Here is an 18,670-nt window from a genome sequence, read left to right on the forward strand (position 1 = left end):
CGCTCGGCACCCCGCTCCTCAAACGCCAGAGGGGCTGAATCCACGCGGCTCCGCAGCAGCCGTCAGCCCGCCTCGGCCCGGACCCGGACCTCCCCGTCGGCCCCCGCGAGGAACACCGGTGTCCCGGCCCCGCCGAGGTCCCGCACCGCGGCGAGGTCCTCCGGGGTGAGGGACTCCGCCCCGGAGACGACCGCCGCCGCCTCCAGGGACTCCGCCCCGGACGCCACCGCCATCGCCACGGCCGTCCGCAGCGCGGACAGCTGGAGCGAGTCGAGCGCAACGGTCCCCGCCACATACGTACGTCCCGTCTCGTCCCGCACGGCCGCCCCCTCGGGCACACCGTTGCGGGCCCGTGCGGAACGGGCCAGGGTGACGATCTTGCGGTCCTCGGGGTCCAGCGCGGCGCTCTCAGTCATGCCCCGAGCATACGGAGCAGCCTCCGCTACACCGCCACCGGATAGATCGACCCGCGCCGCCCCTCGGGCGAGGCCAGCCAGGCCAGCTTCCCCGCGGTGTCCGCATCGGCGTGCGGCATCGGCGTGTGCAGCACGATCGTCAGGTCGGGCCTGGCCGGGACCTTCAGCTGCGTCGACTCCAGGAACAGCGCCCCCACCACCGGGTGCTCGATCTCCTTGGCGACCTGCCCGCCGGGCAGGATGTCCCGCCGCTCCCAGAGCTCCACGAACTCCGGGCTCACCGACTTCGCCTCGGCGATCACCGCGGCGAAGCCGTCGTCATCGGGGTGCTCCGAGCACGCGGCCCGGTACATCGCCACGACCTGCGGCGCGTTGAGCTCCCAGCTCTTCGCGCGGCCACGGTAGATGGGGTCGGTGAAGAAGGTGAGCAGGCAGTTCTCGGAGGTCTCCGAGCGCATGCCGAGCACGGAGGCGGCCGCGTCGTTGTACATCACGCAGTTCCAGTACGCGTCCATGATGTGCGCGGGCTGCGGCATCCAGGTGTCGATGAGCCGGTGCAGCCCCTCGCACATCTCCTGGTCGTCCCTTGCGACCTCGGGCCGCGGCGGGTTGAGCCCGGACAGCACGTACAGATGGCGCCGCTCGGCGCCGCTCAGCTTCAGGACGCGCGCCACGGAGTCCAGGACCTGCGGCGACACGGAGATGTCGCGGCCCTGCTCCAGCCACTGGTACCAGGAGGCCCCGACCCCGGCGAGCACGGCGACCTCCTCGCGGCGCAGGCCGGGCGTGCGGCGGCGGGCGCCGCCGTCGGGGAGCCCGGCCTCCGTGGGGCTGACGCGTGCGCGGCGGCTCATCAGGAACTCCCGGAGCTCCCCGAGGCGACGCGCCTTCGAGGCGTCCGTGTCCGACGTGACCGGCACTGCTGCTGCCATGTGGCGCTCCCCCAAGCCTGACTGGTGTTCCGACCACCAGCATAAGTTCCCGCTCCCCACGTCTATTCCGGCCGACGCAAGCTCTTGACCATGGCGATCGACACCACCACTGCCCCGTCCCCCCAGACCGCGCCACCGGCCCCGCAGCCGCAGCCGCACGGCCCCAAGCTCTCCACCCGCGACAAGCTCGTCCTCTTCGTGCTCTGCGCCGCTCAGTTCATGGTCGCGCTGGACTTCTCCGTGCTGAACGTGGCGCTGCCCGTGCTCGGCCCCGACCTCGGCATGAGCCACTCCGCGCTGCAGTGGGCGGTGACCGCCTTCGCGCTGCCTTCGGGCGGCTTCCTGCTCCTCTTCGGCAGGACCGGCGACCTCTTCGGGCGCCGCAAGCTGTTCCTCGCGGGCCTCGCGCTCTTCGGCCTGGCCTCGCTGCTCGCCACGTTCGCGTGGGACCCGGCGTCGTTCCTGGCCGGGCGCGCGCTGCAGGGCGTGGGCGCGGCGGCCATCGTGCCGACCGGCATGTCCCTCCTGACGACCACGTTCCCCGAGGGCCCGCAGCGCGACCGGGCGCTCGGCATCTCCGGCACGCTGCTCTCGCTCGGCTTCACGGTCGGCATGGTGCTCGGCGGCGTCCTCACGGACACGCTCGGCTGGCGTTCCACGATGGGCCTGCTGACCCTCTTCGCGCTGATCGTGCTGCCGCTGGCGCCCGGCCTGCTGCCCGAGTCCCGCACCCCGGACCGCCCGCGCCTGGACATCCCCGGCGCCGTGACGGTCACCGGCGGTCTGCTCGCCCTGATCTACGCCCTCTCCACGGCGGCCCAGCGCGGCTTCGGCGGCACGGACGTCATCGTCACGCTGGTGGCGGGCGTGCTCCTGCTCGCGGTCTTCGGATACGTCGAGTCGCGCGCCGAATCCCCGCTCGTCTCGCTGCCGATGCTGCGCCGCCGCACCGTGGCGTGGGGCAACCTCGGCGGTCTGGTCACGTTCTCGATGATGTCGACGGTCGTCTTCGTGCTGACCCTCTACTTCCAGGAGGTCCTGCGCCTCTCGGCCTTCGAGACCGGTCTGATCTTCGGCGTGCAGGGCGTCCTTTCGGTGGTCGCCGGTGTGTACGCGCCCAGGGTCATCGGCCGCTTCGGCGCACGCCGCACGCTGGTCGCCTCACTGGTCGGACAGGGCCTCCTCGGGGCCGCGCTGCTCGGCATCGGCGAGGGCGGCTGGTCGGTGTGGCTCGCCACGGCCGCGGTCTCGGTGGCGAGCATGTTCCACCTGGGCGCGATCGTCTCGTACGGCGTGACGGTCACGTCGGGCGTGCCCGACGAGGAGCAGGGCCTGGCGACGGGTCTGGTCACCTCCACCCAGCAGGTGGGCCTCACCATCGGCATCCCGGTGCTCGGCGTCCTCGCGACGACGAACTCCGATCTCCTCACCGGCACGCGGACGGTCCTCGCGATCGACGCCGCGGTGGTTCTCGCGACGGCTGCCGCGGTGGCGGTGGGACTCGGCGGACGACGCAAGCGCGCGTGAGCCCCGCGAGTCGGTGCGACCCGGCCCGGTCCCGTCAGGGCCGGGCCGCCGTCACGTCCCGCGCCTGGACGCGGGACACCGAGGAGAGGAAGACGACCCAGGCCTCCGGGCTCACCACGACGATCGCGCCCCGGGGACGCGCGGAGTCACGGATGAGGACGGTCCTGCCGGTCCAGGCGATCTCCACGCACTCGTTTCCCGCAGCCCCGCTCGCACTGCTCTTGCGCCATCCCCATGTGCTGCCCACGCCGCTCCTCCACCCCGGGTGCGGAAGACCAGCCGGCCCGGCGCGGCTGGTGCAGAGGCACATAGCACCTCTTCCAGGATAACGGCGCGACACACGGATCTGAACGACCGGATTCTCGCCAAGGTCCCTTGTTGCGGCGGGGATTGATGAAGCGTCAGGCCGCCTCGACGGGCGGCAGCAGCCTCTCCAGATCGTCCGCCCCCTCGTCGGCCCTGACCGCCAGAGCCTTGAGGATGTCCACGGTGCGCTCCTTGACGGCGAGGTCCTCCAGCTCCCAGAACCTCTCCAGGTAACGCCCGCTCTCCTCCGGCGCGTTGGTGCTGTACGAATCGCCGCGCGGGTTCTCCAGATAGAGCGAGTCCGGCATCTCGTCCGCCTCGAACTCGAAGAGCGTGAAGGGCCCCTGGATCCCAGGATGCGCGCCGACGCTGAACGGCAGGATCTGGATGGTGAACTTCGGCAGGGCGGCGAGCTCCGCGAGCCGCTCCAACTGGGCGCGCATGACGCCGCGTCCGCCGACCTGACGGCGCACGATCGCCTCGTCGAGGATGTAGAACACCTCGCGGTCGCCCGATGTCAGCATGTCCTGGCGGGAGAGCCGCACCTCGATGGCCCGCTCGATCACCTCGTCGTCGATCCCCTTGTCGTACGCCCGCATGATGGCGCGGCCGTACTCCTCGGTCTGCAGAGGGCCGGGCAGCTGAAGGGAGTTGTACGCGCGAACGATCGACGCCGACGACTCCAGGGCGAGGAACTGCAGGAACTCCTTGCTGTACAGGTCGCGGTACTCGGCGTACGGCATCTTGCGGCCGCCCCGCGCGAGATCGAGCAGCTCCTCGATCTTGCGGCGGTCCCTGATCCCGTACGCATCCAGGAGGGGCCGCAAGTCGTTGACCGAGACGCCGACTTCGCCGGCCTCGATCCGGATCAACTTGGAGGGGCTCCACTCCATCTTCGCGGCGACCTGCCGCTGAGTGAGCCGCGCGGCGGTCCGCGCCTTTCGGAGCTCGGTGCGCAGCCGCAGTCGCTGCAGTGCCGCACTTGGCGCGCTCATGATGGCTCCACCCCCAACCGGACCGTGCGAGGTGCAACATAGCAGACTAGCAGCTTACTCATCGAGACCTTCCGGGACGACAGTTCACGCCACTGTCAGGAGACCCCGAACCACTTGGGCACGCAACCGCAGGGGTGGACCGAGGCCGACAGTTGCCGAGTAGCTATATCGCACTTGGCGAGCCTTCGATGCGCAATGTGCCGGTCAGCACTACCCATGTCGCAACGTCCGAGCTACGATATGGCAGAGGGTAGCCTGCTCAACTGACCGCCGCTGCAAGGAGGTTGAGAACGGAGCCGTTGCGGCACGGATCCACTCCACCGAGTGCCGTCGACCGCTGATTTCCCCCTTCCTGGCGCCACCCGTTCGTGGCTCGCCGCGGTATCCGCGACTTGCGTGGAACCAGGAAGGAGTACAGCCCGATGGCCGAGAAGCCTGACGGGCGCCGCACCATCCGCACGTGGACCGAACGGGTCGCACAGACGGCCCAGTGGGTGAGCCTCTTGATGATGGTCCAGGAGATCATCGACAGGTGGATCCTGCCTCACGTGTGAAACGCGAACTGGCCCCGGCTCGAGACCGGGACCAGCTGCGGCGGACGCCATCGCACAGACGTTTCCACTCCGAGTTCCTTGGCCGGCAGCCCGGAGTGGGAGCGTTTCGGATCCGCCTGTCACTCCATTCTGCCTGTCCCACCACCCCTATGGCGAGGGCCTGTTGGGACACTTCGCCGGAAGCACTCCCGGCCGCGCGCGCCCCTCAGGGGCGGTCGAGCCGCAGCCGCTCCGCCCGCGGCAGACCCGCCACCACCAAGTCGTAGGAATCCTCGATGAGCTCCCTGATCTGCCGGTCGGGAAGCCCGCCGTCGACCGTCACCGTGTTCCAGTGGCGCTTGTTCATGTGCCAGCCCGGCACGATCTCCGGGTGCGCGGCCCGCAGCCGGTCGGCGATGTCCGGCTCACACTTGAGGTTGACCGTGAGCGGGCGCCCGTCGAGGGCCGAGAGCGCGAACATCTTCCCGGCCACCTTGAAGACCGACGTCTCCGGCGTGAAGGGGAATTCCTCCACCGCGTCGTTGAAGGACAGACAGAACGCGCGCAGGCCCTCGGGCGTCACCCGGTCTCCCCCGCCTTCTCCGCGCCCGCCTCGGCGCCGACGGGCTCCACGAGCACCGTCATGATGCGGTTGCGGCGGCCCGCCGCGGCCTCCGCGGTGAGCTTCAGCTCCCGCCCGTCCGGCAGCGGCACGACCGCGGAGGCCCCCGCGATCGGGACCCGGCCGAGCCGCTTGGCGAGGAGGCCGCCGACGGTCTCCACGTCCTCGTCGTCGAACTCGTCGAACCCGAAGAGCTCCCCGAGGTCGCCGATGTCGAGCCGCGCCGTCACGCGGTAGCAGCCGTCGTCCGCCAACTCCTCGACGGGCGGCAGCTCCCGGTCGTACTCGTCGGTGATCTCCCCGACGATCTCCTCCAGAATGTCCTCGATCGTCACGATCCCGGCCGTGCCGCCGTACTCGTCGATCACCACGGCCACGTGATTGCGCTCCTGCTGCATCTCCCGCAGCAGATCGCCCGCGTTCTTCGTGTCGGGCACGAAGGTCGCCGGGCGCATCGCCGTCGACACCAGCTCGGACTCGCTGTCGCGGTTGATGTGCGTCTTGCGGGCCAGGTCCTTCAGATACACCATGCCGACGATGTCGTCCTCGCTCTCGCCCGTCACGGGTATGCGCGAGAAGCCGGAGCGCAGCGCGAGCGTGAGCGCCTGGCGGATGGTCTTGAAGCGCTCGATGGCGACCAGATCGGTGCGGGGCACCATGACCTCGCGGACCAGCGTGTCCCCCAGCTCGAAGACGGAGTGCACCATGCGGCGCTCCTCGTCCTCGATCAGGGACTCCTTCTCGGCGAGGTCCACCATCGCGCGCAGCTCCGCCTCGGACGCGAACGGGCCGCGCCTGAAGCCCTTTCCGGGCGTGAGCGCGTTGCCGATGAGGATCAGGAGCGGCGGGATCGGGCCCATGATCCTGGCGAGCGGCAACAGGACGTAGGACGCGGCGGTCGCCGTGTTCAGCGGGTGCTGGCGGCCGATCGTGCGCGGGGAGACCCCCACGGCGACATAACTGACCAGGACCATCACCCCGATGGCGACGGCCAGGGCGTGCCAGGTCTCGGCGAACTCCTGGAGGCAGGCGTACGTCACCAGGGCCGCCGCGGCCATCTCGCACGCCACCCGCACGAGCAGCGCCACGTTGAGATAGCGCGTCGGGTCGGCGGCGACCTGCGCGAGCTTCGCGCTGCCGCGCCGCCCGGAGCGGACCGCCTCGTCCGCGCGGAAACTGGAGACCCGGGCGATGCCCGCCTCGGCGCACGCCGCGAGCCAGGCCACGACCACCAGGGCGACCGCGCCCGCGATCAGCTGAGGATTCATGGCGCTACGAGACCGTGGGCGCCGGGGACGGGCCGGTCAGGCCCTTCTCCGCGCGCCAGCCGTCGACGATCGCGGCCTGCAGGCCGAACATCTCGGCCTTCTCGTCGGGCTCCTCGTGGTCGTACCCGAGCAGGTGGAGCACGCCGTGGACGGTGAGGAGCTGGAGCTCCTCGTCCATGGAGTGCTCCGTCGGGGCGTCCTTGCCCTGCTTGGTGGCGACCTCGGGACAGAGCACGATGTCGCCGAGGAGGCCCTGCGGGGGCTCGTCGTCGTCCTTCATGGGCGGCCGCAGCTCGTCCATGGGGAAGGACATGACGTCCGTCGGCCCCGGCAGGTCCATCCACTGGATGTGCAGCTGCTCCATGGCGTCGGTGTCCACGACGATCACCGAGAGCTCGGAGAGCGGGTGGATGCGCATCCGCGCGAGTGCGTAGCGGGCGATGTCGAGGATCGCCTGCTCGTCGACCTCGGTTCCGGATTCGTTGTTGACGTCGATCGACATGGTGGTGCTGGTCTACTTCCCGTCGCGGCTGTCGTGCTTCTCGTACGCGTCGACGATACGGCCGACCAGCTTGTGCCGGACGACATCCTGGGAGGTGAGCCGCGAGAAGTGGATGTCCTCCACGCCGTCGAGGATCTTCTGCACCTCGCGCAGACCGCTCTTGGTGCCGCCGGGCAGGTCGACCTGGGTGACGTCACCGGTGATGACGATCTTCGAGTCGAAGCCGAGCCGGGTCAGGAACATCTTCATCTGCTCGGCGCTCGTGTTCTGCGCCTCGTCGAGGATGATGAACGCGTCGTTCAGCGTCCTGCCGCGCATGTACGCGAGCGGGGCGACCTCGATGGTGCCCGCGGCCATCAGGCGGGGGATCGAGTCCGGGTCGAGCATGTCGTGCAGGGCGTCGTAGAGCGGGCGGAGATACGGGTCGATCTTCTCGTACAGGGTGCCCGGCAGGAAGCCGAGCCGCTCGCCCGCCTCGACCGCGGGGCGGGTCAGGATGATGCGGTTGACCTGCTTGGACTGCAGGGCCTGCACGGCCTTGGCCATGGCGAGGTACGTCTTTCCCGTACCCGCCGGGCCGATCCCGAAGACGATGGTGTGCTTGTCGATCGCGTCGACGTACCGCTTCTGGTTCAGGGTCTTGGGGCGGATGGTGCGGCCGCGGGACGAGAGGATGTTCTGCGTGAGGACCTCGGCGGGGGTCTCCTCCGTGCCGTTGCCGTTCTCGTCCGCCCTCAGCATGGCGATCGAGCGTTCCACTGCGTCCTCCGTCATCGGCTGACCGGTGCGGAGCACCAGCATCATCTGGTCGAACAAGCGCTGGATGAGGGCGACTTCGCGGGCGCTGCCCACGGCGCTGATCTCATTGCCCCGGACGTGGATGTCGGCCGCCGGGAAGGCCTTCTCGATCACCCGCAGCAGGGCGTCGCCGGAGCCGAGAACCGTCACCATCGGATGGTTGGCCGGGACGGTGAAGTGGGCTCGGGCCCTGTCCTGCGCGTCGGTGTGAGTCGTGGGTGTCTGAGTCATGGGCCGGCTCTGAAGGCCTGCTCATCCTCCTCGTGCGGGGCTTGGTGGCCGCTCGACAGCCTTGCTCTCCCAAGAGTACGACGCGGCACGGTACTGGCCGTAGGTCTTTTCCACCCCTCGCTCCCGGCTCTTTCCGCTACGCCGACCGGAAGCCGATCGTCGGCACGGCCCTGCGGAGCGGCCACGGGCGGCTCGCGGCCGGGAGCAGGGACTGCAGGAAGGCGTAGCGCCGCAGCGCCAGGGGGTCCTGGTCGTCGAACTCGTGGATCCGGCGCCACCACGCGCCCACTTCCGCCCACCCCGGCGCGGACAGGGAGCCGCCGAACTCCTGGACGGAGAGCGCCGCCGTCAGGCCCGCGAAGGCGAGCCGGTCGGCGAGCGGCCACTCGGCGAGCGTCCCGGTGACGAATCCCGCGACGAAGACGTCTCCCGCGCCGGTGGGGTCGAGCGCCTCGACCTCGATGGCGGGCACCTCCGCCGTCTCGCCGGTCCGCCCGTCCACCGCGTACGCCCCCTCCGAGCCGAGCGTCACCACGGCCAGCGGCACGTGCTCGGTGAGGGCCCGTGCCGCCGCGCGGGGGCAGGACGTGCGGGTGTACCGCATCGCCTCCTCCGCGTTCGGCAGGAACGCCTCGCAGTGCTCCAGGTCGGCGAGGCCCGCCAGGTCCCACCGCCCGGTGTCGTCCCAGCCGACGTCGGCGAAGATCCGGGTGCCGCTGCGCGCGGCCTGCGCGATCCAGGGGGCGCGGGTGCCGGGCGTCAGGGAGGCGACGGCGGCACGCGCGCGCGGCGGGCACGCCGGGGCGCCCCCGTCCGGCGCGTCGGCGTCCGGCGGCGGCTCGTGGCCGTGGCTCACCATGGTGCGTTCGCCCTCGTACGCCATGGAGACGGTCACCGGCGAGTGCCAGCCGGGCACGGTGCGTGACGGGGTCAGGTCGATGCCCTCCCCCTGTTCGAGGGCGTCCCAGCAGTACTCGCCGTAGTGGTCGTCCCCGAAGGCCGCGGCGAGCGACGTGTGCAGGCCGAGGCGGGCGAGGGCGGTCGCCATGTTGGCGACGCCCCCGGGGCTCGACCCCATGCCGCGGGCCCAGGACTCGGTTCCGCGCACGGGCGCGGAGTCGAGCCCGGTGAAGATGATGTCGAGGAAGACCGTGCCGGTGAGGTAGACGTCGCAGGCCGGATCCCCGGCTCTACGGGCCGCCTTCAGCGGGTCGACGGTGGGCTGTACGGGTACGACCATGCAGGCAACGTAACGGACGATGCCTGTCGGGGCTCGCGGTTACCGGCCGTGGACCTACCAGCGTGGCACGGCCGGAGTCGTCCATCCCGGGTCGGCCGCCCGCATCGCCGCCGCGTCGTCGCGCTCCCGCAGCGCCCGGAAGTCGTCGTCGAGCCAGCGCGCGTGCAGGGCGGCGAGCTTGTCGCGGTCGAGCTCGACGCCGAGGCCCGGGGTGTCGGTGACGGCGACCTTGCCTTCGGTGAACCGCAGCCGGGAGGTGAGGACGTCCTCGGCCTGCCACGGGTAGTGCGAGTCGCAGGCGTGTTCAAGACCGGGGACGGTGGCCGCCACGTGGGTCATCGCGGCCAGGCTGATCCCCAGGTGGGTGTTGGAGTGCATGGACACGCTGACGCCGAACGTCCGGCAGACCGCGGCCAGTTCCCTGGTGCGCCGCAGCCCTCCCCAGTAGTGGTGGTCGGAGAGCACCACCTGCACGGCCTTCTTCGCGAAGGCCTCCGGTATCTCCTCGAAGGTCGTCACGCACATGTTCGTGGCGAGCGGCACCCGGGTGCCCGCGGCGACCTCCGCCATCGCGGGGGTACCGAGCGCGGGGTCCTCCAGGTATTCGAGTACGTCGCCGAGCTCCGCTGCGACCTTCAGCGAAGTCTCCACGGACCAGGCGCCGTTGGGGTCGAGCCGCAGCGGCCTGCCGGGGAACGCCTCGGCCAGGGCGCGGATCGCGGCCGCCTCCTCGTCGGGCGGGAAGACGCCGCCCTTGAGCTTGAAGGAGGTGAAGCCGTACCGCTCGGTGAAGAGCCGGGCCTGGGCGACGATCCCGGCGGGGTCGAGCGCGGCGCCCCACCTCTCGTCCGGCTCGCTCGCGACGCCCGCCGGATGCCCGGCCCACTTGTAGAACAGGTACGCGCTGTACTCCACGGCGTCGCGCACCTTGCCGCCGAGCAGCGCGTGGACGGGCAGCCCGAGGGTCTTGCCGAGGGCGTCCAGGCAGGCGACCTCGAAGCCGGAGACGACGGAGAGCCGCAGTTTGTCGGCCGTCTGCACGCCGCGCAGACCGCCGACGTCCGCGGAGTCGTCGACCCGAGCGGCGTCCACGGCCACGTCGTCCGCGAGTGTGAACAGCCCGTTCAGATCGGACGCGTCGTGCCCGACGAGTCGCCCGGCCAGGGGCCGGGCGAGCTCCAGGTACTTCGAGTCCCCGTACGTCTCCCCTATTCCGGTCACACCCCCCGCCGTGACCACCTCGATGATCAGGCGGGGGGTGTAGGGCTGATGCACGCCCTGGGTGTTGAGGAGCGGCGGATCGGCGACGAGGACGGGCGTGAGACGGACGTCCGCGATGACGAGACTCTGTCCATACATGAGAACGGAGACTAGGTACGCGAACGGTGACCGTCAATGGTGCGAACGCCCGCGGAGATCCGCCAGAAGGGCTAGAGCTCCGCCTCGATCAGATCCGCCGCCCGCCGGGCCCCGCCCTCGGCGCGGGCCGCCGCCTTCAACTCGGCGCACCTGCGCGCGACATCGGGGTCCGAGGTCAGCCCGAGCAGCGCCGAACGCAGCGTCTGCGCCGTCGCGTCCGCCGTGTCGACGCGGCGGGCCACCCCGAGCTCCACCAGCCGGTCCGCGTTCATCGGCTGCTCCGCGCCCTGCGGCACGGCGATCATCGGCACACCGGCGAAGAGGCCTTCACCGCTGCTGCCCATGCCCGCATGAGTGACGAAGGCGTCGGCCTGCTCCAGCACGGCCACCTGCGGCACCCAGGAACGGACTTCGACGTTCCGGGGAACGTCACCGCCCAGCTCCGCGGGATCCACGTGCTTGCCGATCTGCAGCACGACATGCCACCCGGGCAGGTCCCCGAAGGCGGCCACGCACTGCCGGTAGAACTCCGGCTGCACGGTGTACGACGAACCGAGCGAGACCAGGAGCACCTTCTCCGCGCCCTCGGGACGCGTCCAGGTGTCCCGCTGTGCGCGGTCGCCGAGGCAGGGCCCGACGAAGTCGACCCGCGCGGGGTCGACGGTGTCGGCGTGGGGCTGCATGGCCCGCGGGATGGTGGCGAGGGCCCGCGGCGGCACGCCGGAGAACTCCCCGACGTCCAGCGTGGTGGCCCCGCACCCGGCGAGCCACTCCTTGAACCGGGCTTCCAGGGCGTCGGCGCCCGGCAGTTGCGCGAGGTGCGCGCCGACCTCCTCCTGATAGCTGCCCCAGGCCACGAAGGTCGGCGACAGCTGCACGACGGGCCGCCCCTGCGCCTCGGCGAGCGCACGGGCGACGTACGCGCCGATGTCGTACAGATACAGGTCCGCGGGGTCGTCGTCGTACGCCGCGTGGAGCTGCGGGAGCACCGCCATCGCGTCGTCGAGGAAGAGCCCGCTGGCCTCGATCGGGTCCTCGGGCCAGATGTTGTCGCGGAACGGGAGCGTCGAGGTGTACGCGACGAGTTCGGCGCCCGTGGGCTCGATGAGCCCTGCGGTCGCGGGGTCGTTGGCGTACGTCACGCGGTGGCCGCGCGCCACCAGCTCACGGATGATCTCCAGGCCGGGCAGCACGTGGCTGACCATCGGGACGCCGACCATGGCGATATGGGCACGGCGGCGTGAGGGTCGGGATGACATAAGAGTTCTCCTGGTGCGGGAAGCTACGGATGAGGACACGGCGGCCCGCCGCCTCGGCCCCAAGCACGGTCGATGACGCGCGCGGGGCGGGCGGGGGCCGAAAGGGCCGTGTCAGCCGTAGATCTGCACCATGGAGTCCATGCCGGGACTCTAACCCCGGCGCCGACGATCAGTCGAACGAATAAGCCTCGACCTCGGCGATGTACCGCGCCCGCAGCGCCTCGTCCGCCGCGTCCCGGTCGAGGAAGGCCGCCTCGAAGGAGTTCCTGGCCAGGGTGCGCAGCCGCTCCTCGTCCAGTCCGAGCGCCTCGCGCACGGCAAGGAAGTTGTCGTCGGCGTACCCGCCGAAGTAGGCCGGGTCGTCGGAGTTGACCGTGCACATGAGTCCGGCGTCCAGCATCCGCGGCAGCGGGTGGTCCTCCAGTACGTCGATGGTGCGCAGCCGGACGTTGGAGAGCGGGCAGAGCGTGAGCGGGACGCGGTCGCGGACCAGGCGCTCCACCAGTGCCGGGTCCTCCATGCAGCGCAGCCCATGGTCGATGCGCTCGACGCCCAGGATGTCGAGGGCCTCCGTGATGTACGCGGGCGGGCCCTCCTCCCCCGCGTGGGCGACGAGCCGGAGACCGCGGGCGGCGGCCGCCTCGTACACCTTCCGGAACTTGGCGGGCGGGTGGCCGACCTCGGCCGAGTCCAGGCCGATGCCGATGATGCGGTGGAGGTGGGGCTCGGCGGCCGTCAGCGTCTCCAGCGCGGAGTCTGCGGACTTGTCGCGCAGGAAGCACATGATGAGGCGCGTGGAGATGCCGTGCCGCTCCTCGCTGCGGTCCAGGGCGCGGGCGAGGCCCTCTACGACGGTGGCGATGGGGATGCCGCGTGCCGTGTGCGCCTGCGGGTCGAAGAAGATCTCCGCGTGCCGGACGCCCTGTTCGGCGGCGCGGGCGAGGTAGGCGTCCGCGAGTTCCTCGAAGTCGGCCTCGGTGCGCAGCACGGCCATGAGGCTGTAGTAGAGGTTCAGGAAGGTCTGGAGGTCGTCGAAGAGGTAGGCCTTGCGGAGCTCTTCGGTGTCGGCGTACGGCAGTTCGACGCCGTTGCGCGCGGCGAGTGCGAAGGCGAGCTCGGGTTCGAGGGTGCCTTCGATGTGGAGGTGGAGTTCGGCCTTGGGGATCGGCATGGTGCGGTCTCGCTCGGTTCTGTGGGTGGTACTCAGGTTCGTTTGGGCAGGGGGACGCGCAACAGGTCGCGGGCGACGGTGAGTTCACCGTCGAACCCGGCGGCGCGGGCCTGTCGCTCGTAGGCGTCCGGGTCGGGGTAGCGCTGGCTGAAGTGGGTGAGGACGAGGTGGCGCACGCCCGCGTCCACGGCGACGCGGGCGGCCTGGCCCGCGGTCAAGTGGCCGTGGTCGGTGGCTAGTTGTTCGTCCTCGTCGAGGAACGTCGACTCGATGACGAGCATGTCGCAGCCCTCGGCGAGCGCGTGCACGCCGTCGCAGAGCCGGGTGTCCATCACGAAGGCGAACCGCTGGCCGCGCCGGACCTCGCTGACCTCTTCGAGGGTCACGCCGCCGAGGCTGCCCTCCTTCTGCAGCCGTCCGACGTCCGGCCCCTTGATGCCGTGCTCGGCGAGCAGCCGCGGCAGCATCCGGCGCCCGTCGGGCTCGGTGAGGCGGTAGCCGTACGACTCGACGGGGTGGGAGAGCTTCATCGCGTCGAGGGTGTACGAAGGGGTGACGTCCAGGGGGCCGTCCGCGGCGACCGGTGCCTCGGTGAGCCGCACGGTCTCGCGGTAGGCCGTCGCGTACCGCAGGCGGTCGAAGAAGCGCTGCCCCGACGCCGGGTAGTGGGCCGTGACGGGGTGCGGGACCCGGTCGAGGTTGATGCGCTGGATCACCCCGGCCAGGCCCAGGGAGTGGTCGCCGTGGAAGTGCGTGACGCAGATCCGGTGCAGGTCGTGGGCGGCGACCCCGGCGCGCAGCATCTGGCGCTGCGTGCCCTCGCCGGGGTCGAACATGATGCCCTGGCCGTCCCAGAGCAGGACGTAGCCGTTGTGGTTGCGGTGCCGGGTGGGGACCTGGCTGGCGGTGCCGAGCACCACCAGTTCACGTGCGGACAAGGAGGACGGTCCCCGCTATCCGGGCGGCCACTGGAGGCCGCGGCCGCCCAGGACGTGCGCGTGCGCGTGGAAGACGGTCTGGCCCGCGCCGGACCCCGTGTTGAAGACGATGCGGTAGCTCTCGGCCTTCTCCTCGGCGGCGACCTCGCCCGCCTCCCGCAGCACGTCCGCGGCGATCTTCGGCTCGGCGGCGGCGAGCGACGCGGCGTCCGGGTAGTGCACCTTGGGGATCACCAGGACGTGGGTCGGTGCCTGCGGGTTGATGTCGCGGAAGGCCACGGTCGTCTCGGTCTCCCGGACGACGGTCGCGGGCACCTCGCCCGCGACGATCTTGCAGAACAGGCAGTCGCTTTGCGCTTCGCCCGCCATGGGCCGCCTCCTAGAACGGAACGATCAGTACGTTCGGCATGCTATCGGCCGCGTCCCCGCGGGCCGGGGCGCGGTCGACGGGGCACGCTCGACGGAGCGCGGTCACTCCGCGCCGGGCAGCTCCGGAGCCGTCTTCGCCGGGTTCTCCGCCAGCGCGGCCAGCGCGATGCGGACCGCCTCGTCCAACTGCGGGTCGCGGCCCGCCGCGTAGTCGTCCGGGGTGGTGACGACCTCCACGTCCGGGTCGACCCCGTGGTTCTCGACGCCCCACCCCTCGCCCTCCAGCCAGAACGCGTACTTCGGCTGCGTCACCAGCGTCCCGTCGACCAGGTGGTAGCGGCTGTCGATGCCGATGACGCCGCCCCACGTGCGCGTGCCCACCACGGGCCCGATGCCGAGCGCCCTGATCGCGGCGTTGACGATGTCGCCGTCGGAGCCGGAGAACTCGTTGGCGACGGCGACGACCGGGCCGCGCGGCGCGTCCATCGGATAGCTGAGCGGGCGCGAGCCGCGAGGCAGGTCCCAGCCGACGACGCGGCGCGCCAGCTTCTCCACGACGAGCTGCGAGGTGTGCCCGCCGCGGTTCTCCCTGACGTCCACGACCAGGCCCTCGCGGGCGACCTCGACGCGCAGGTCGCGGTGGATCTGCGCCCAGCCGGGCGCCTGCATGTCGGGCACGTGGAGGTAGCCGAGGCGGCCCCCCGAGTGCTCGTGGACGTACGCCCGCCGGTCGGCGACCCAGGCGTGGTAGCGCAGCGGCTCCTCGTCGTCGACGGGGACCACCACGGCGTGCCGGGCGTCGCCGCCGCCGGACGGCGAGATCGTCAGCTCGACGGGCTTGCCCGCGGTGCCCACGAGCAGCGGCCCCGGCCCGGTGACCGGGTCGACGGGGCGGCCGTTGACCTCGATGACCGCGTCACCGCTGCGGACCGCGACGCCGGGCGCGGCCAGCGGCGACTGCGCGGACGGGTCGGACGTCTCCGAGGGCAGGATCCGGCCGATGCGCCACAGGCCGTCCTCACCGGGCGCGAGGTCCGCGCCGAGGAGCCCCTGCCGGTGCGCCCCGCCCCCGCCGCCCGGTGTGACGTAGGCGTGCGAGGTGCCGAGCTCGCCGTGCACCTCCCACAGCAGGTCGACGAGGTCGTCGTGGGTGGCGACGCGGGCCAGGACGGGGCGGTAGCGCTCAAGGACGGCGCTCCAGTCGACGCCGCCCATGTCGGGACGCCAGAAGTTGTCCCGCATGAGGCGGCCCGTCTCGTCGTACATCTGACGCCACTCGGCGGCCGGGTCGACGGTGTGGCGGATCCGGGAGAGGTCGACGGTGATGTTCGAGTCGCTGTCCTCGTCGCCGGAGGCCCGCCGGTCGCTGGGCACGACCTTCAGCTTGCCGTCGGTCCACAGCAGGATCCGCTTGCCGTCGCCGGTGACCGAGAAGTGGTCGGCGTCCGCGGCGAGTTCCTCGACGCGGTGCTGTGCGAAGTCGTACCGCTCCAGCTCGGTCCTCGGGTCCGGGGCGTGCGGGGTGGCGCGGGAGGCGCCGAGGACGCCGCGCACCGGGTGCCGCAGCCAGAGCAGGCCGTCCTTCGCGGCCCGCAGCGTGCTGTAGCGGGCGGCCTCGACGGGGAACGGCACGATGCGGTCGGCCAGTCCGTCGAAGTCGATGCGGGTGACGGGGGCGCCCTCGCTGTCGGGCGTCTCCGCGCCGTCCTGCGTGTCGAAGGGCCTGCCGTGCCGCTGCGGCCCGAAGGGGGACGGCGTGGTCGCGGCGAGCGTGATCAGGTACGGCCGGGAGCCGCCGACGAAGGCGAGGTCGAAGACGTGCTCGTCGTAGACCGGGTCGAAGGCGCGGGCGGAGAGGAACGCGAGGTGCTTGCCGTCGAGGGTGAACGCGGGCGCGTAGTCGCGGAAGCGCAGCGGGGTCGCCTCGGCCACCGACAGGTCGGCGGTGTTGGCGAGCTTGAGCTGACGCAGCGGGCGCGGCCCGGGGTGCGACCAGGCGAGCCAGGCGGAGTCGGGCGAGAAGACGAGCCCGGTGGCCTCGCCGTCGTCGCTGCGGTCGACCTCGCGGACCTCGCCGCTCTCGCGCTCGACGAGCAGCACCCGGCCGTCGTGCGAGGCGACGGCGGCGCGGGAGCCGTCCGGGGCCATGGCGAGCCCGAGGACCCGGCCCAGCTGCCCGGCGGCGAGCCTGCGCGGGGTGGCGCCGGGCGCGGGGCCGGTGGCGGGGGCGAACTCCAGGGCCTCGTCGCCCTCGGCGTCCGTGACCCACACGACGTGCTCCTCGCCCTGTACGCGGAAGGTGCGGGGCAGTCTGGCGCGTACGCCGTGCTCGGCGGCGAGCGCGCGGGCGGGGCCTTCGCGGTGCGTCACCCAGTGCACGGAGCCGCGCACGGAGACGGCGCTGCCGCGTCCGGTGTGGTCGGGCGCGGCGGCCCCGAACCAGCGGACGGCGGTCACGGGGTGCGGCTGCAGATCGGTGCGCTGCCCGCCGAGCCGTACGTCGACGCGGCGCGGCTCGGCGTCCGACAGGTCGTCCAGGAGCCAGAGTTCACCGGCGGACATGTAGACGACGCGGGTGCCGTCGGTGGCCGCGTGCCGCGCGTAGAAGTGGTCGAGCGGCGTGTGGCGTCGCAGGTCGGACCCGTCGGGCAGGGAGGAGTAGAGGGCGCCGACGCCTTCGTGGTCGGAGAGGAAGGCGATGCGCTCGCCGACCACGAGCGGATACTCGATGTTGCCGTCGAGCCCTTCGTGTACGCGTACGAAGGGAGCCGGGCCGCCCGCGCGGGGCTCTTCGCCGTCGTGGACCTCACCGTCACCGCGAGCCTCTCCGTCACCGTGAGGCGCCCCCTCACCACTGGGGCCCGCCCCGGCCCCCTCGGCGTGCCGGATCCACAACTTGCCCGCCGTGCCGCCCCGGTACCGCTTCCACCAGGCCGCCTCGCGGCCCATCGGGGCGGAGAGCAGCAGGACCCGGCCGTCGGGGCCGTGCGCGGCGTCGCCCACGATGCCGTAGGGAAGCGTGGCCGCGGGGCCGCCGTCGAGCGGCACGGCCCGGGCCCAGCTGCGGCGCAGCGAGGCCTCTCCCGTCGCGCTGACCGCGAGGACCTGCCCGTCGGGGGTCCAGCCGCGCACGGCGGTGCGCCAACTCCCCCAGTACGTCAGCCTCTTGGAAGGACCGCCGTCGACGGGCGCGATGTGCACCTCGGGGGCTCCGTCGCGCGTGGAGGTCCAGGCGACGGTCGCGCCGTCGGGCGAGATCCGGGGGTGGTTCACGGGCATGTTGTCGGCGCTGACCCGCCAGGCCCGGCCCCCGTCGAGGGGCGCGACCCAGACGTCGTCCTCAGCCGTGAAGGTGATCAACTCGCCGTGGATGTGCGGGAACCGAAGGTACGCAGTCTGTGTCACACCGCCCAGCCTAGGCAGGCTCCGGGCGGGCCGACAGTGGTTTGGATCTCTTGCCCGGAGCCGGTCCGCGCGGCACGGGGATCACTTGCCCGGCAGACAGTCGCAGGTCGGGGCGGGCGGCGGGTCCGGCGGGGCGGTCACCGTGACGGTCGTGGTGGGCGCGGGGGCGGGCTCTTCGTGGGAGGGCGGGGTGGAGGGCTCGCCGCCTCCGTCGTGCCCGCCGTCACCGTTTCCGTTCCCGTTGCCGTCATCGTTCCCGTCGCCGTTGCCGGACTCGCAGTTGCCCAGGACGTCGACGCGAAACCACTCCTTGTCCCCCACCTTGGCGGTGAGGTTGCCGCGTACGCAGGCCCCGTCGACGACGGAGTACACCCGGCCCCTGATGGTGATGTCCGTGCCGTCGGAGGTCTCGCCCTGGCAGTCCACCTTGACCACGGACTGGGTGTTGTCGGACCCGCTGCTCGGCGTGACCTTGTCCTCGAAGCTGGCGGTGCAGCTGAGCCAGGCCACGTCGACCCCCTGCCGCTCCAGCTCCTTGGTACCCATCTCGTCCGTGGTGAGCGCGACGGCGGAGGTGTTCATCCCGCCGTCCACCGGCTCGCACGCGGTGACTCCCAGCACGGTGGCACCGGCAAGCCCGACGGCGTACAGGATCATCGAACGCCGTGTCCCCAACACGCGTGTCCTCGGCATCCGTATCCCCGACACCCGGCCACGTAACCGCCTCAATGCCCCCATAGGCGGCAGAGTGCCACCGCGGACGCCGGTGCGGTAGACCGCTTGCGGCCATCTGTCCACC

Annotated in this window: 18 protein-coding genes; 2 read left to right on the forward strand and 16 right to left on the reverse strand. The window is 71.7% G+C overall.

The window, feature by feature from the left end:
- Window positions 1-62 precede the first annotated feature (62 nt).
- Both AC068B_RS03265 and AC068B_RS03270 read right to left on the reverse strand, forming a co-directional pair.
- Window positions 63-416, reverse strand: a complete 354-nt coding sequence (locus tag AC068B_RS03265) for a cytidine deaminase (protein WP_478668660.1) — start codon at window positions 414-416, stop codon at window positions 63-65.
- A gap of 26 nt (window positions 417-442) precedes the next feature.
- The gene (locus AC068B_RS03270; RefSeq protein ID WP_478668661.1) at window positions 443-1,348 is read right to left on the reverse strand and encodes a helix-turn-helix transcriptional regulator; all 906 of its coding nucleotides are present in this window, start codon (window positions 1,346-1,348) and stop codon (window positions 443-445) included.
- Window positions 1,349-1,438: 90 nt separating this feature from the next.
- Here AC068B_RS03270 and AC068B_RS03275 point away from each other — a divergent pair, with 90 nt between their 5' ends.
- Window positions 1,439-2,875, forward strand: coding sequence for an MFS transporter (locus tag AC068B_RS03275; protein WP_478668662.1), 1,437 nt, complete (start codon window positions 1,439-1,441; stop codon window positions 2,873-2,875).
- 34 nt (window positions 2,876-2,909) lie between these two features.
- On the opposite strand, the gene AC068B_RS03280 is transcribed toward AC068B_RS03275, so the two are convergent.
- Window positions 2,910-3,122, reverse strand: coding sequence for a DUF397 domain-containing protein (locus AC068B_RS03280; RefSeq protein ID WP_478668664.1), 213 nt, complete (start codon window positions 3,120-3,122; stop codon window positions 2,910-2,912).
- Window positions 3,123-3,276: 154 nt separating this feature from the next.
- Complete coding sequence (locus AC068B_RS03285) at window positions 3,277-4,176, reverse strand: helix-turn-helix domain-containing protein (RefSeq protein ID WP_478668665.1); 900 nt, start codon at window positions 4,174-4,176, stop codon at window positions 3,277-3,279.
- Between the two features lie 422 nt (window positions 4,177-4,598).
- Here AC068B_RS03285 and AC068B_RS03290 point away from each other — a divergent pair, with 422 nt between their 5' ends.
- Window positions 4,599-4,730, forward strand: coding sequence for a hypothetical protein (locus tag AC068B_RS03290; RefSeq protein ID WP_356262354.1), 132 nt, complete (start codon window positions 4,599-4,601; stop codon window positions 4,728-4,730).
- Between the two features lie 205 nt (window positions 4,731-4,935).
- Here AC068B_RS03290 and AC068B_RS03295 read toward each other — a convergent pair whose 3' ends face one another.
- The 12 genes from AC068B_RS03295 to AC068B_RS03350 form a co-directional block, all read right to left on the reverse strand.
- On the reverse strand, window positions 4,936-5,292 hold the full coding sequence (locus tag AC068B_RS03295) for an MmcQ/YjbR family DNA-binding protein (RefSeq protein WP_478668666.1): 357 nt from the start codon (window positions 5,290-5,292) through the stop codon (window positions 4,936-4,938).
- Window positions 5,289-6,599, reverse strand: coding sequence for a hemolysin family protein (locus AC068B_RS03300; RefSeq protein WP_478668668.1), 1,311 nt, complete (start codon window positions 6,597-6,599; stop codon window positions 5,289-5,291). The genes AC068B_RS03295 and AC068B_RS03300 overlap by 4 nt, the downstream gene beginning before the upstream one ends.
- A 4-nt stretch (window positions 6,600-6,603) precedes the next feature.
- Window positions 6,604-7,101, reverse strand: coding sequence for an rRNA maturation RNase YbeY (gene ybeY, locus AC068B_RS03305; protein ID WP_150184050.1), 498 nt, complete (start codon window positions 7,099-7,101; stop codon window positions 6,604-6,606).
- Window positions 7,102-7,113: 12 nt separating this feature from the next.
- A complete protein-coding gene (locus tag AC068B_RS03310) occupies window positions 7,114-8,130 on the reverse strand; it encodes a PhoH family protein (protein ID WP_478668669.1) in 1,017 nt (338 codons plus the stop codon).
- 136 nt (window positions 8,131-8,266) lie between these two features.
- Window positions 8,267-9,370, reverse strand: coding sequence for a carbohydrate kinase family protein (locus AC068B_RS03315; RefSeq protein ID WP_478668671.1), 1,104 nt, complete (start codon window positions 9,368-9,370; stop codon window positions 8,267-8,269).
- Between the two features lie 54 nt (window positions 9,371-9,424).
- A complete protein-coding gene (locus tag AC068B_RS03320) occupies window positions 9,425-10,729 on the reverse strand; it encodes a glucarate dehydratase family protein (RefSeq protein ID WP_478668672.1) in 1,305 nt (434 codons plus the stop codon).
- 71 nt (window positions 10,730-10,800) lie between these two features.
- Window positions 10,801-12,027, reverse strand: a complete 1,227-nt coding sequence (locus tag AC068B_RS03325) for a macrolide family glycosyltransferase (protein ID WP_478668674.1) — start codon at window positions 12,025-12,027, stop codon at window positions 10,801-10,803.
- Window positions 12,028-12,157: 130 nt separating this feature from the next.
- Window positions 12,158-13,159, reverse strand: a complete 1,002-nt coding sequence (locus AC068B_RS03330; protein WP_478668675.1) for an adenosine deaminase — start codon at window positions 13,157-13,159, stop codon at window positions 12,158-12,160.
- A gap of 32 nt (window positions 13,160-13,191) precedes the next feature.
- Window positions 13,192-14,097: a ribonuclease Z gene (locus tag AC068B_RS03335; RefSeq protein ID WP_478668676.1), complete on the reverse strand. Its 906-nt coding sequence runs from the start codon at window positions 14,095-14,097 to the stop codon at window positions 13,192-13,194.
- Window positions 14,098-14,112: 15 nt separating this feature from the next.
- A complete protein-coding gene (locus AC068B_RS03340) occupies window positions 14,113-14,466 on the reverse strand; it encodes a histidine triad nucleotide-binding protein (protein WP_478668678.1) in 354 nt (117 codons plus the stop codon).
- 102 nt (window positions 14,467-14,568) lie between these two features.
- The gene (locus AC068B_RS03345) at window positions 14,569-17,871 is read right to left on the reverse strand and encodes a S41 family peptidase (RefSeq protein ID WP_478668679.1); all 3,303 of its coding nucleotides are present in this window, start codon (window positions 17,869-17,871) and stop codon (window positions 14,569-14,571) included.
- Between the two features lie 81 nt (window positions 17,872-17,952).
- A complete protein-coding gene (locus AC068B_RS03350) occupies window positions 17,953-18,549 on the reverse strand; it encodes a hypothetical protein (protein WP_478668681.1) in 597 nt (198 codons plus the stop codon).
- Between the last annotated feature and the right edge of the window lie 121 nt (window positions 18,550-18,670).

The organism is Streptomyces sp. NPDC042371 (assembly GCF_056437465.1).